The sequence below is a fragment of the Actinomyces lilanjuaniae genome, assembly GCF_003606385.1.
Taxonomy (GTDB): Bacteria; Actinomycetota; Actinomycetes; order Actinomycetales; family Actinomycetaceae; genus Actinomyces; species Actinomyces lilanjuaniae.
Map to the genome: position 1 here is coordinate 2,876,345 of NZ_CP032514.1, position 13,684 is coordinate 2,890,028.

Annotated in this window: 14 protein-coding genes and 1 riboswitch; of the genes, 6 read left to right on the forward strand and 8 right to left on the reverse strand. The window is 69.2% G+C overall.

Annotated elements, in window-relative coordinates; translation table 11 throughout:
• Positions 1–7 precede the first annotated feature (7 nt).
• Positions 8–1,072: a methionine ABC transporter ATP-binding protein gene (locus D5R93_RS12340; protein ID WP_396027217.1), complete on the reverse strand. Its 1,065-nt coding sequence runs from the start codon at positions 1,070–1,072 to the stop codon at positions 8–10.
• A riboswitch (SAM riboswitch) is annotated at positions 1,066–1,155 on the reverse strand. It overlaps the preceding gene by 7 nt.
• 145 nt (positions 1,156–1,300) lie before the next feature.
• On the opposite strand from D5R93_RS12340, the gene D5R93_RS12345 reads away from it, so the two are divergent.
• Positions 1,301–2,341: an alpha/beta hydrolase gene (locus D5R93_RS12345; RefSeq protein ID WP_119835474.1), complete on the forward strand. Its 1,041-nt coding sequence runs from the start codon at positions 1,301–1,303 to the stop codon at positions 2,339–2,341.
• 13 nt (positions 2,342–2,354) lie between these two features.
• Here D5R93_RS12345 and D5R93_RS12350 read toward each other — a convergent pair whose 3' ends face one another.
• From D5R93_RS12350 to D5R93_RS12370, 7 genes are all read right to left on the reverse strand, one after another.
• Positions 2,355–3,020: an arsenate reductase/protein-tyrosine-phosphatase family protein gene (locus tag D5R93_RS12350; protein ID WP_119835615.1), complete on the reverse strand. Its 666-nt coding sequence runs from the start codon at positions 3,018–3,020 to the stop codon at positions 2,355–2,357.
• 120 nt (positions 3,021–3,140) lie between these two features.
• Positions 3,141–4,514: an amidohydrolase gene (locus D5R93_RS12355; protein WP_120205509.1), complete on the reverse strand. Its 1,374-nt coding sequence runs from the start codon at positions 4,512–4,514 to the stop codon at positions 3,141–3,143.
• A 129-nt stretch (positions 4,515–4,643) separates the two neighbouring features.
• Positions 4,644–4,868, reverse strand: a complete 225-nt coding sequence (locus D5R93_RS14370; protein WP_243106807.1) for a hypothetical protein — start codon at positions 4,866–4,868, stop codon at positions 4,644–4,646.
• 43 nt (positions 4,869–4,911) lie between these two features.
• Positions 4,912–5,076, reverse strand: a complete 165-nt coding sequence (locus D5R93_RS14375) for a hypothetical protein (RefSeq protein WP_243106808.1) — start codon at positions 5,074–5,076, stop codon at positions 4,912–4,914.
• 14 nt (positions 5,077–5,090) lie between these two features.
• Positions 5,091–5,519 carry a hypothetical protein gene (locus tag D5R93_RS14380; RefSeq protein WP_243106809.1) on the reverse strand — a complete coding sequence of 143 codons (429 nt, stop codon included), beginning with the start codon at positions 5,517–5,519 and terminating at the stop codon, positions 5,091–5,093.
• Positions 5,520–5,557: 38 nt separating this feature from the next.
• Entirely contained in the window at positions 5,558–6,940 is a 1,383-nt protein-coding gene (locus D5R93_RS12365) for an LssY C-terminal domain-containing protein (RefSeq protein ID WP_243107096.1), read from the reverse strand.
• A 329-nt stretch (positions 6,941–7,269) separates the two neighbouring features.
• The gene (locus D5R93_RS12370; RefSeq protein WP_119835470.1) at positions 7,270–7,650 is read right to left on the reverse strand and encodes a Fic family protein; all 381 of its coding nucleotides are present in this window, start codon (positions 7,648–7,650) and stop codon (positions 7,270–7,272) included.
• Between the two features lie 606 nt (positions 7,651–8,256).
• Between D5R93_RS12370 and nrfH the strand changes: the two genes are divergently transcribed.
• From nrfH to D5R93_RS12395, 5 genes are read left to right on the forward strand one after another with little or no spacing between them, the layout of a single operon-like run.
• Positions 8,257–8,754: a cytochrome c nitrite reductase small subunit gene (nrfH, locus tag D5R93_RS12375; protein WP_119835469.1), complete on the forward strand. Its 498-nt coding sequence runs from the start codon at positions 8,257–8,259 to the stop codon at positions 8,752–8,754.
• A gap of 6 nt (positions 8,755–8,760) precedes the next feature.
• Positions 8,761–10,365 carry an ammonia-forming cytochrome c nitrite reductase subunit c552 gene (locus tag D5R93_RS12380; RefSeq protein WP_120205512.1) on the forward strand — a complete coding sequence of 535 codons (1,605 nt, stop codon included), beginning with the start codon at positions 8,761–8,763 and terminating at the stop codon, positions 10,363–10,365.
• Between the two features lie 18 nt (positions 10,366–10,383).
• Positions 10,384–11,487: a tetratricopeptide repeat protein gene (locus tag D5R93_RS12385; protein ID WP_120205514.1), complete on the forward strand. Its 1,104-nt coding sequence runs from the start codon at positions 10,384–10,386 to the stop codon at positions 11,485–11,487.
• Between the two features lie 2 nt (positions 11,488–11,489).
• On the forward strand, positions 11,490–12,191 hold the full coding sequence (locus tag D5R93_RS12390; protein ID WP_119835466.1) for a cytochrome c biogenesis CcdA family protein: 702 nt from the start codon (positions 11,490–11,492) through the stop codon (positions 12,189–12,191).
• Between the two features lie 19 nt (positions 12,192–12,210).
• Positions 12,211–13,656, forward strand: a complete 1,446-nt coding sequence (locus D5R93_RS12395) for a cytochrome c biogenesis ResB family protein (RefSeq protein ID WP_243106810.1) — start codon at positions 12,211–12,213, stop codon at positions 13,654–13,656.
• Positions 13,657–13,684: the final 28 nt, after the last annotated feature.

A 13,684-nucleotide genomic window follows, 5' to 3' on the forward strand; every position in this document is an offset into this window, starting at 1 on the left:
AGAAGACTCACGCTCGTACCTCCGCAGTGATACCGGCCTGGCGCAGCGCGGTGACGCAGCGCGATGCCTGGGTAGCAGGAACAGTCACGGCTAGACGGCCGATCTGGGCTGCCCCGACCGTCTCGAAGACCCCGGAGGCGATGTCCCCGCCCAGCTCGGCCACCATCGACATCAGGGCAACAGCGGCCGGCTCACCAGGGTGTGCCGTGACACAGACGTCAAGGACGGCATCCCCCTGGGACCGAGCAGCCTCAGGGACCGCCGGGAGGGGGACCACCTCACGGGAGAGCCGGGAGGAGGTGTCGAGCACGACGTCCTCCAGGCGGCCGCCCTCCACGACCCGGCCTGCCTCCAGCAGGCTCACCGCGTCACAGACCTGGCGGACCACGCTCATCTCGTGGGTGATGATAATGACGGTCAGCCCCAGGGCGTCACGCACGTCCCTGATAAGGTCCAGGATGGAGCGCGTGGTCTCCGGGTCCAGGGCAGAGGTGGGCTCATCGCACAGGAGGACGGAGGGGTCGTCGGCCAGCGCCCGGGCGATACCGACACGCTGCTTCTGACCGCCGGAGAGCTGTGCCGGGTAGGAGGCACCCCGGTCAGCCAGTCCCACGAGCTCAAGCATGCGCTCGACGGTCTGGCGGCGCTGGCCCCTGGGCACGCCCGCCAGGGCCAGGGGGTAGGCAATGTTCTGCGCCGTGGTGCGCTGGTCCAGGAGGTTGGCGTGCTGGAAGACCATCCCGATACGACGGCGGGCCTCACGCAGCTGACGCGCGGACAGGGATGTCATGTCCTGCCCGGCCACACGGATGCGCCCCTGGGTGGGACGCTCCAGGGAGGTCAGGCAGCGCACCAGCGTGGACTTGCCCGCCCCGGAGGTCCCGACGATGCCGTGGATGGTCCCGGGGGCGACGTCAAGGCTCAGCCCGTCCAGGGCACGCACCTGCGCTCCTCCACGTAGTCGGTAGACCTTGCGGACGTCCTTCAGCGAGATCATGGGGTCGGGCGACGCCGGGGCGTCCTCCTCGGGAGCCGGTGTGCTCACCGCTGGTCCGCTCACTGCTACCTCCATCGGTCCTGGCGGAAGCACCCGCACCGCGACGGGGGTTGCTGCAACGTCAACGAGCCAGGTCTCTCGGCTGCTCTGGATGGTCGGCTACACGTTACGCATCCGGGACCCCGCAAGCAAGCTGACACCCTCACGCCATGGCCGAGCCACGGGGCACAAGCTCGCCCACAACTATGCTGACACCCGCCCCAGGAGGCCTCCGCGCGTCGAGGACTGTGCTTGGATCACACTATGAGTCCCGCACCGTCCTCACCCTCGTCTGCCTCCGGCCCCCTCGCCGAGAGCCTCACACCTGACATCCTGGGAGACCCGTGGGTGGCCCGGCACCTCCCCGTGCGGGAGTCACCCCGGAAGGCGCCCGGCGCCCACCACGCCGTCCTGGTCCATCAGCACCAGGCCGGGCGGGCAGGCGTGCCACGACACGCCAAGGCCGTGCTCTACATCCACGGCCACAGCGACTACTTCTTCCAGACCCACCTAGCCCAGGCCTACCTGGAGACGGGCTACGAGTTCTACGCCCTCGAGCTGCGCTCCTGCGCCCGGGCCGGGATCGGGCACCCACGCCCCCACAGCGTGCGCGACCTCCGCGTCCACGACGAGGAGATCGCCAAGGCGCTGCACGTCATCCGCACCGAGCACGGGCACGCAACCGTGGTCCTCAACGGGCACTCCACCGGTGGCCTGCAGGCAGTCATCTGGGCGGCCGACCACCCGGCCACGGTGCAGGCAGTAGTCCTCAACTCACCCTGGCTGGACCTACAGGCCTCCGCGTTCATGCGCTCCTACGGAACCGCCTTCGTGGATCTCCTGTCCCGTCACGACCCCGACCGAGTCATCCCCGACCCCCGCAACCCGAGGCGGGGAGCCGGCGTCCCCGACGTCTACGTACGCTCCCTGCACCAGCACTGGGAGGGTGAGTGGGACTGGGACCTGGCCCTCAAGCCGGCGGTGTCCCTCCCGGCGCGCGCCGGCTTCCTGACAGCGGTCCGCCGCCTGCACCGCGAGGTGCACCACGGCCTGGGCATCCAGGAGCCTGTCCTGCTGTGCTGCTCGACGACCACGGGGCCGGTATCACCGACGGTCCAGGAGGCCCAGCGCAGCGACGTGGTGCTGTCAGTGGAGCAGATGCTGGCACGCGCACCCCTCCTGGGACCGGACGTGACGGTCTGTCAGGTCCCCGAGGGGGTCCACGACCTGTCGCTGTCCCGGCCCGCCGCCCGAGCCCAGTACCTGGCCTCGGTCACCCAGTGGCTGCGGGCCCGGCTGGGCTGAGCGCCCGGCAGCCTCACATCCAGGGCCGCAGCCGCACGGCCAGCTCGTCACTGACACGCTCGACCACCTGGAGCGTGTCAGTAAAGTCCTCCACGGACCCGTACCAGGGATCGGGCAGGTCTGGCACCGCCCCCGGAGCCGCCGCAGTGCCGGATACCGGCGACGCACCCGGCTGAGGCGACACCTCAGGATCCAGCGCCCGGTACATCACTACACGGGAGGGGTCAGCGCCCAGGCGCTCACCCCGGCGCCGCAGCTCACGCCAGTGGTGGGCGGTCATGGCCAGGAGAAGGTCGTTACCCAGGATCTCAGCGTCGCTGATGCGGTGGGCACGGTGGCCCGCAATGGCCTCAGAGGCCGTCGGGCTGGTGTAGCCCGCCTCAGCCAGCACGCGCCGCGCCCGGGGGTCAATGGGACTGCCCTCCTCCTCGTCGGAGGTGCCTGCCGACCAGACCACGACGCTGGTCCCGGCCACGGGCACCCGCCGCGAGACAGCGTGCTGAGCGCGCCTGGCTGCGCCACCTGGCCCCCTGTCCACCCCTACGGCAGCAAGGCGGTCGCACAGCACCACCCTCGCCATGGCGGAGCGGCAGATGTTGCCGGTGCAGACCAGCATGACCTGGTACAGGCCGTCAGTCTGGGGCGGCGGCAGGGCGACAGGGGCGCTCGAGACAGTCATGGCTCCATTGTCTCCCGGGGCTGTCTCCCGGGCCTTGTCGGCCTTGTCCTGTACCCGCCGTCCGCCTGGGCGTAGGTGAACCAGCATGGCGATGCACAGCGTGTCTGACCCTGCACGTCCTCACTGCGCCCAGAACCCCTCCACGTCTACGACCCCGCCGCTGGCCTCGAAGTCCGCCTGGACCGCCTCACGCAGGCCGGCGTCGCACAGCCAGTCCAGGGACACCGCAGCCAGCCCGTAGGCTCCGTCCACCACGGCCGTGTCTGCCGCGGGAGAAGCAGCGGCCTGCGCCATCTCGCGGGTGTGAAGCGCGACGTCAGGACCCTCGGTCACCTTGACAAGCGGGTGGATCCCCGGCACGCGCTGGGAGACGTTGCCAAAGTCCGTCCCGGCGGCGATCGTCTCGCTGAGCACGCCAGCAGGCAGAGGGTCGCGGCCCCGCTCCCGCTGGGAGCGCACCCACGACTCCAGGAGCGGGGCGTTATCGCGCACCGGCATCTCGTTGGTGAACGAGTCTGTACGGATCTCCACACCCGTACCGGTCATGAGCGCCGCCCCGTACAGCACCTCCTCCACCCGGGCAACGACCTCCTTGAGGGTCTCGGGATACTTCGAGCGCACCATGACAGCCAGCTCAGCGCGCTCCGGGATGACGTTGGCGACCTCTCCGCCGTCCACTACCACGGCGTGGAGGCGGTCCATGGGCAGCAGGTGCTGGCGCAGCAGGCCGAACCCGGTGAGGGCCAGGGTGGCAGCGTCCAGCGCGTTACGCCCCATGAACGGCTGGGAGGAGGCGTGGGCGGGTACGCCGCGGAACACCACGCTCAGGCGCCGCACCCCCAGCCAGGTCTGGTGCGTGACGTCAGCGGCGTAGGAGTGGGTCTGGACAGCCGCATCGACGCCGTCCAGCATGCCCCGGGTGGCCAGGATCTCCTTGGCTGTCGAGTTCTCCTCAGCCGGGGTGGTCTGCAGCACGACGCGTCCAGGCAGCGGAGCCGCCTCCCCACCGCCCTCCTGGGCTATTCGGTCTACGGCCGCCAGCGCCAGGAAGGCACCCACCGAGCTGGCGCACATGACGTTGTGACCGCAGCCGTGGCCGATACCGGGAAGGGCGTCGTACTCGCACAGGATCGCGATGGTCGGGGCAGACTCACCCGTCCGCCCCACCTGCGCCCTCAGGGCTGTGTCCATGCCGTAGACGCCGACCTGGGGCTCCAGGTCGTGGCGACGCAGGAGGTCGGCCACAGCAGCAACAGCGTGGTACTCCTGGTAGCCGGTCTCAGGATGTTCGTGGATGTCGTGGGACAGCGCAACCAGCTCCGGGCCGAGCACCTCCACGGTCTGCCTCAGCCGCCGTCTCAGGGCCGACGGGGCACCGACGCCCTCCGCGAGGCAGGCGGCAGACCCCGCTGCGGCCTGGCGCTCGGCTGTCTCCTGGGCCATACGCGTCTGAACAGATCGTGAGGGAACGGTGGGGACAGAGAGGTCACGCATACCCCTATGATGCCGGATACGGAGGTTTTGCGGGGGGCGTAACGGCAACCCTCTCCCGCACGGCGCCTCGTCCCGTAAGGCGCTGCCGGCGGACGCGACGGACGCACGGTCCCACCCGCACAGGGGTCGTCACTCCTCAGGCAGAAGGATGGAGGCGCCCAGGGCGAAGGGGAATCCGGGCTTGAGCAGGCACTGCACAGCGGGCTGGGCCATCTCCAGCACCTTGTCCGCGTCAAGCCCCTCCTCCCCTCCGCCACCTCCCCGGCCTGCCTGCCCAAGGTCGGCCACAAGGTCGGCGTAGGGGACGGTCAGGTCCAGCAGCGTCATCTCCCCGAGCGAGTCGCCTTCTCCCACGCCCCTCCCTCCATGTCCAGCAAGGTGCCCAGGTGGAAGGTCATCACCGCGTGGTCGTCAGCCTCAGCGGGAACGGACAGCAGGTGGTGCGGCTCGGGGTCCCGGGAGCACGCAGGGCGAAGACCAGGATCCCGCCGTCACGGGCGGCCCGCAGCATGCAGCGACCAACATGGATGCCAAAGCCCACCAGGTCAAAGTCACCCTCCATGGCCTGCTCGACGCTCAGCGGCTCCCGAGGGCCACCGGCATGCCCGAGCCAGGGTTGTTGACGGCACGGCGGCCCGAGGGAGAGGCCGCCCTGAGGTGCAGGAGCCGCCCGCCGTGTGTCAGGGTACCGGTCTCCACATGCTCGACCCAGCCCGGCGGGGTCGAGGCCGGGCCGGGCTCCGTCTCCACCAGCCCCAGACCCAGGACACCAGCCAGGTCGGTACCGTCCACGGGGCGGTGCCAGCTGATGGTGGCGTCGTCGTGCCAGACAGGGAGGACCCCGTTAAAGGGAACACCAAAACGAACATGCTCGGCGGACGGGTCCTGCGGGCGGGGCGCAGGGTCGGCACCCGGCCTGGACGCGTCGGCGGGCCGGGCGGGACCGTCGACGGCGCGGGAGGCGTCGACGTGCCTTCCTCGGGAACCCGCTGGGAACTCACTCATACCCCCAGGCTAGTGCCCCCCGACAGGTTTCTCAGGCCCTACCTTCCTTCCCGCACCGGTTCCCCCTCACGCACACGCAGCCGCTCCGTCTTGCGCGCCCGCTCCCACTCGTGGCAGGGCCGCGCGGACATGGCCAGCAGCGCCAGGACGCTCAAGGACGCCGACACCACCACTCCCCACCCGGCCTGGCGCTCACCCACGGCCGATACCTGAGTCATGGTGTTGATGATGTGGAGGGTCAAGAACACCATGAGTGCGATCCGCCCACGCGGGTGTCCGAACCAGGCCGCCACCCCCAGGCCTGCGATAGCTGCCATAAGAATAACCGTGACCGTGACGGCGACCGTCAGCACGGCCCCTCGTTCGTCGGCCACACCTGCCCCTTCCAGGCCGTCAGCCAGCGTCCCCACGACACCTGAGGTGACCAGCCTGAGCACGTTGACCACTGTCACCAGGACCAGCAGGACCACGGCGACCACCAGCTCAGGGGGTCTTCTCCTGCGCACCTGGGCCTCGGCCTGCCGGGCCTCAGCCAGCTCGCTGCTGCCACGCAGCCCCGGTACCACCTCGTTGAGGTCGAGGACGTAGAGGTCACCGTCGGTGACGACCCGGTCCCCACCACCGTTCTTGTCATGGTAGGCGGTGAAGAAGTCCGGCCACACCGACAGCTCAGCCGCCTGGTTGGCCCACAGCACGTCGTCGACGACGTAGTTGCGCTCGACGTCGATATTGGCGTCGATCTTGTGGGTCACCTGGAGGGTGAGGGTGGACAGCCCCACGGAGCGGTCGTAGGTGGCCGCCGCCAGCCACTCCACGCGGCGCCCACCGGGCATGACCCATCCGCTGGGGGCGTGCCAGAAGCGGATGTGGTGGCGCTGGGCAGGGTTGCCCTCGACCTCCTTCTGGTAGGCAAAGTCCTGCTTGCGTCCGAAGAGCAGCAGGTCGGATACCGGGGCGGCAGGGTAGGAGCGGCGCAGCAGGGAGGAGACGACAATGTTCCACGAGGTGCGCAGGGATATGGGGTCGGCTCGTACCCACCCAGCCGTTGTCATGGCCTCGTGGATGTCCTCCTCGTGGCCCTGGACGGCAAGGTTGACCGGGTCGCCCAGCAGGCCGTCGGCGGTGCGGGTCCGCCCGATGAAGTACTCGGGGACGTAGAGCCAGGTGAGCACCTGGTGCAGGCGCGGCAGGGCGAGGTAGGCCAGCACCACCCAGAAGAGGACGACGTTGAGGGCCGCCCATGGCTCCAAGTGCCAGCCAGAGCCGAGCAGGAGCCAGGCAAGCCACAGGGCAGCCAAGGCAGCGGCAGCGAAGAAGAGCGCGTCCAGGACGTCATCAAGTCCCCACCTTCGGGCCTCCGTGGCTGAGAGCTTGGCCGAGCCTGCCGGGTAGACCGGTGCCGAGGCGGGACGGGGGCGCACGGCAACCGCTGGCGTCGAGTCAGCTGGCACGACAGTCGCCGAGGCGGCCGACCCTACCGGTGCTGGCGCCTCTGCCGCTGCCTGCGCTCCCGCACACGCGGCGCTAGTCGCCGCTGACTCGGCACCATCACCGTGGCGGCCGAGGGGCGAGGGAGTTTCTGTCACACCTGCACGATAGTGGGCGACCTGCCTGGCTGGCACGTGTCACCCGGTCTCTTTCCAGTCCCCGACCTGAAGGGCGGCCGACGGTCACGCAGTGCAGCCCGGTACAGGCCTGGCAGCAGGCCCCGACGGAGGAGTCTCCACCACAGGCCTGCGGCCAGGAGCTGCTACACGGAGCGCTGCGTCGGACTGCCAGCAAGGAGGACCTGCAGGACCCGCGGCGCGGTGAAGCGGCGCGGGTGTGTCCCGGGACTGACAAGCTGGAGGAGCCCGAGGTCAACCAGCTGTCCCACCAGGGTGTTGGCCCGTCCATAGGACAGCCCAAACTCGGCCTGCACCGTGCGGACAGTGAAGGAGGGGTTGGCCACTGCCAGTCCCACCAGGTCGACAGCATGAGCCGAGCTCAGGGAGGAGGCCCGGACCTCCTCCACCAGGTCCTCCTGGACCCTGGCCAGCGCCAGCATCTGCTCACGGGTGGCAGTAGCCGCCGCAGCCAGGCCCTGCGCGAAGAAGGTGAGAAAGGCGTCCCGGTCGCCGCGTGCGCTCACCCCCAGCAGGGCGTCGTAGTACTGGGCACGACGGGCCTCGAACCACGGCGAGACAGTGAGCGTGGGCTCACTGAGGACCCCGACAGACAGCAGGGACGCGACGATGAGGCAGCATCCAAGGCTGCCAGCGCGGCCCTCGCCTGGGCGACAGCCCGGTGGGTGGCGCCTGCCAGGACCGGCTCCGCAGGGCCAAGGGGGGTCGGGACAAAGGCCTTGTGAGCCCAGGCCCCAGGACCGGGTCCGAGCCGGAGATGTCCACCAGCTCCCCCATCAGCTCGTTCTGGAACATCAGTAGGTCCACGATGTCAGTCCAGGGCTACTTGTGTGACATCCGGGCCGACGGCTTTGCACACAACAGCCGCACGTCGTCCGCACGACCGGTCCCGGAGGATACCGCTCCGACGAAAACGGGCACGGCGACGGGCACGGAAAAGGGGCCAGAGGTGGTCGAGCCACCCAGGCCCCTCGCGCCCAGCCCCTGTTTGATGACACTCTGTGTTATCCTACATGTGACATAGCATGCTCGGACCTGACCGCCACAACGGCAGCATCAGGAGCCGGAGATCGGGGGCCGGAGTAGGTGTCACAGAGCGCAAGGGGTGCCACATGATGCGTCGCATCAGGTCAGTGTGGCGCACCCTCACCGGCGCCTTCACCGGCTGGACCAGGATCGCCCTGGCGGCGATGCTGGGGGTTTTCCTGGGCCTGGCCGGCTTCACGGTCCAGTACTCCGGGGTGACAGGCTACCTGGGCGACAACCCGGAGAACTGCGCCAACTGCCACGCCATGGACGAGCAGTACGAGGCGTGGCAGAGGGGCAGCCACCACGACGTGGCCACCTGCCACTCATGCCACACCCCGCACGACAACCTGGCCTACACCTACATCAACGAGGCCGACAACGGTCTCTGGCACTCGCTGCGGTTCACGCTGGACAACTACCCGCAGAACATCCAGATCCGTGAGCACAACCGTAATATTACCGAGGCTGCCTGCCTCCACTGCCATGGCGACTTCGTCGACCAGGCCACCAACAGTTCGGCCCACAAGGGTGAGACGGTGTCGTGCATCCGCTGCCACGACGGCGTCGGGCATGAGAGGTAACGCGAGATGAGCACCGAGAAGGACGACACCACGGGCGCCGGGCATGACACCGGCAGGGACGATAGCGGCAGGGACGACGCCGCGACGAGCGGGGACGAGAACGACACCACGTCCGCCACAGAGTCGACTGCGCAGGCCGCTGCCGAGGACTCCGGAAAAGGCACCGGGAAGACCGGGAAGAAGAGCACCCGCCGCTCGCGGTCACGGTGGATACCGGTCGTGGTCCTCGTCAGCGTCGCCGTGTCCACGGCGGCCCTGACCTGGCTGCTGACGACGATCTTCTCCCACAGGCAGGAGTCGGCGGCCTCCTTCACCGAGGTGGTCGAGCTGACCGACACCTCCTACGACCCGGCGGTGTGGGGGGAGAACTTCCCCATCCAGTACGAGCAGTACCGCCAGACCGTCGAGGACACCGACGGTGACTTCATTGAGGTCACCCCCACCGCTGAGGACCCCCGCGAGTACCACACGATCTCCCGGATCGAGTCCGAGCCCCGCGCCCAGAGGATGTGGCGCGGCTACGCCTTTGCCGTGGACTACACCGAGCCCCGCGGGCACGAGTGGGCTCTGCTGGACCAGATGTACACCGAGCGCACCGACGAGCGCTTCAACCAGCCTGGGGCCTGCCTGAACTGCCACGCCTCCACGCCCGAGATCTACGACGAGCTGGGCGACGGCGACCGTGAGGCCGGCTTCGAGGCCATGAACGCAATGGACTACGAGGACGCGGTCGAGCACGCCTCCTCCTCCATCGCCTGCATCGACTGCCACGACCCGCAGACCATGGAGCTGACGATCACCCGTCCCGCCTTTGCCGAGGGGATCCGCGAGGCGAAGGCGGCCGAGGGCATTGAGGACTTTGACGTCAACCGTGACGCCACCAATCAGGAGATGCGCACCTACGTGTGTGCGCAGTGCCACGTCGAGTACTACTTTGCCGGGGACGGCAAGACCCTGACCTTCCCGTGGGACAACGGCCTGACCGTCTACGACGCGATGGACTACTACGACGACATCGGCTGGACCGACTTCACCCACGAGGAGAGCGGCGCCGAGGTGCTCAAGGCCCAGCACCCCGACTTCGAGACCTGGTCGCAGGGCATCCACGCGGCCAACGGCGTCACCTGCGCCGACTGCCACATGGCCTACGGCCGGGAGGGAGCGGCAAAGGTCTCCAACCACCAGATCATGAGCCCGATGGCCAGCGAGGAGACTATCAACGCCTCCTGCCTGACCTGCCACCACTCCAGCGCCGAGGAGATGCGCCAGCGCGTGGACACCATCCAGACCACGTGGCAGAGCTCGCTCAACGTCAGCTTCACCGCCCTGGACGCGCTGATCACTGACATCACCACCGCGGTCGACAACGGCAGCGCCGACGAGGCCGACCTGGAGAAGGCCCGTGACTACCAGCGCAAGGCCCAGTTCGTCGTCGACTACTCGTTCTCCGAGAACGGTCGGGGCTTCCACGCCCCCGCCTACTCAGTCTCCATCCTCAACCAGGCGACCGACTGGGCCCGTTCCGGACAGCTGGTACTGCGCGGCATCGAGGTCGACAACGGGGTCGGGCCGGCGATCCCGGAGCAGCACATGCCCAGTGACGACGACTGACGGAGGGCGCAGGCAGGCATGGTAGACGACGCACAGTCGGGGACCGACGGCGACGGCCCGGGCCAGGGGCCGCAGCCGGACTCAGTCGGCCGCCCGGGCCGCGACGAGCTGCGCTCCTTCCTCTCATCTGCTCCTGAGGGGCTCAGGGGCTGGGCCAGTGAGCAGCTGGCGCGCCTCGACGCCGAGGGGGCCGACGGTGAGCCCGACCCACCTGCCGGCTCCGGGCCTGGCGGTGCAGACGGTGCGCACGGTGCTACCGGGGACGACCTGGACGACGAGCCCGCTGCCGACGTCGAGGACCTGCTGCCCGACGACCCTACCGACGACCTGCTCCCTGAGGACCGAGAAGCCGACCTGGCCGACACTGCCGGAACCCAGCCCCGGAAGGCCGCCTCGGCCCGGCAGTCCTCCCAGGTCGGCTCCTCCCCGGCACGGCCGCGCGCCCGGCCGTCCTCGACACCGCGCCGCCGGGGCGGGGTCTCACGCACCACCCTGGTGCTGGTGGTGCTGTTGTCGGCCGCTCTGGTGGTTCTCATCCAGCAGACCGGGCGCGGCGACACCTCAGCCGAGGCGACGATGACGATGCCGGCTGACCACCCCTCAGTGGCTGGTGCGGATGCCACGGAGATCGCCCAGATGGACGAGGCAGAACCGGTTGACGCCGAGCAGGAGGCCACCCTGCAGGCTGAGGCCGAGGCCGACCCCAGCAACATCACGGCCCGCCAGGAGCTGGGAGTCATGTACCTGCGGGCCGCCCTGTACCAGGACGCGATCACCTGGCTCCAGCAGATCCTTGACACCGACCCTGACAACGTGGACGCGCTGCTGACCATCGGTGTCGCGGAGTACCAGTCGAACCAGTACGAGGAGGCGGAGACCCACTGGCGCCACGCCTCCCAGGTCAGCCCGGACACCGCTGAGCCCTGGTACAACCTCGGTTTCCTCTACATGGCCCAGTCCCCGCCTGACACCGAGCAGGCAGCACAGTGCTGGGACAAGGTCCTGGAGGTCGCCCCCGACTCGGACATGGCGGAGACGGTCCGCAGCCACCAGGGGCACCTGGGCTCAGGCTCCTCCGGGTCCCCCGCCCCCTCCGCCTCGACGTCAGCCACCAGAGGCTAGCGATGGAGGTCACCATCACACTGCCGCTCGCCCTGCTCGCGGGGCTAGTCTCCTTCGCCTCACCCTGTTTCCTGCCCATCGTCCCCGCCTTCGTGAGCCAGCTCGTGGGGGGCGGTCACCAGGAGGTGAGCAGGCGAGGCGCCCTGGCCAGCGCCGTGTGCTTCGTCGTGGGCTTCTCCGCGGTGTTCATCGCGCTGTGGGCGTCGGTGGGACTGATCGGCCGCTCGCTGGGCCCCTACGCGGTGTACGCGCGGGTGACTGGCGGGGCCGTCCTGGTGCTCATGGGGCTACACGTTGCCAGGCTGCTGACAATCCGACCCTTCGACACCCAGGTCCGTGCCTACGGCCCCTCGGGCGCAGGACCGGCCTCCCCGCTACGCGCCGGGGTCATAGGCGTCGTCTTTGCCGCAGGGTGGACCCCGTGCATCGGCCCAATCCTCAGCGGCATCCTGGCCCTGGCCACCGTGAGCGCGACAGCGTGGTCAGGGATCGGCCTTATGGTCGCCTACTGCCTGGGCCTGGGCGCGCCCGTTGTCGCCGTCGCCCTGGGATCGGCCCAGGTCACCCGCCGGTTCGACTGGTTCCGACGCCACCATGTCGCAGTCTCGCTGGCCAGCGGGGCAGTCCTGGTCGCTGTCGGGCTGCTCATGGTCACCGGCCTCCTGGGGAGGCTGTCCGCCCTGGCTCCCGGTCTCAGTCTGTAGGGAAGGACGGCGCGTAGACGTGAGTACAGTGAGCAACGGCCCCGCCTCCTCGACGGGCAGTAGCGGCGGCCCCGGCAGCCCGGACCCGGTAGACGGCCTGGATGACCAGGCCGCGCTCTCCCTGGGTCCGATCCTGCGACAGGCCTACTCCTTCTTCTACAAGAAGACTGTCGGGCTGGCCCTCATCCTGCTGACCGGGACGTTGTCACTCCTGGGCGTCGTCATCCCCCAGATACCTGCAGGTGCCAGGGTCAGTGAGGAGGCCACCGCCCAGTGGCTGGAGTCGGTCCGACCGACCTTCGGCGGCTGGACCGACGTGCTGCGAGCCCTCGGCTTCTTCACGATGTTCAGCTCGGTCCCGTTCCTCGTGGTCATGGGGCTTCTGGCGCTGTCTATCACCGCCTGCACGGTGCACCGGCTGCCGGTGCTGTGGAGAGCCGCCCGCCACCCACGCACCCGGGTCACCGCGAGGTTCTTCGACCGGGCCCGGCTACGTGCCCGCTTCACGGCACCGGTGAGCGCCGAGCAGGCCTTCGAGGTGATCTGTTCCGACGCCCGTAGGCACCGTCTGCGGGTGGTCGTTGACGAGCGCGGCCCCGGCTACAACGCCTACATGGACCGCAGCCCCTGGGCACCTTTCGGCACGGTGCTGGCCCACCTCGCCTTCCTCGTGATCATGGCTGGGTTCGTCATCTCCTCAGTAACCGGCTTCCGTGACGAGCAGTTCACCCTGACCCTCGGCTACCCCCAGGAGGTCGGCCACGGAACCTCGCTGGTAGCCGAGGCTCGAGGCTTCCAGGACACCTACTACGACGACGGCTCCCCCCAGGACTACGTCGCTGACCTCGTGGTGTCCAGGGACGGCCAGGAGGTGGCCGCCCAGGAGGTGCGGGTCAACCACCCGCTGACCTACGACGGCGTCATGTTCCACCAGTCCTACTTCGGGGTATCCGCCGTCATGGAGGTCACTAACGAGTCCGGGACCCAGGTCTTCCACGGCGGTGTCGCCCTGGACCGCACCACCAGCGACGAGACCCTCGTCTTCGGCAGCACGCCCCTGCCCGACGGGACCACGGCCTACGTCATCGGGTCGGCCTCGGGCCAGACCGGCACCGGTATCGAGCCGGGGCAGATGAGGGTGGAGGTCTACCAGGGCGAGGACAACACCCCGGTGGACGAGGCCGTGCTCGACACCGGGGTGCCCACGCAGGTGGGGGGCCACACCTTCACCTTTGAGCGCGAGCAGCAGTTCACCGGGATGATCGTGCGGCGGGACCCGGGGGCCGGGGTCGTGTGGGTCGGCTTCGCCCTCCTGGCTGTGGGCACCTGCACCACGATGTTCTTCCCGCACCGTCGGCTGTGGGTGCGGGTCACCGACACGGGCCGCTCCCCAAGGAGGCGCTGGTCCAGATGGCCTCACCGGACCGGCGCGACTCTGGCTTCACCAGGCTGTTCACGGACATGACGCTGCGCGTCAGCCGCACCATGACACC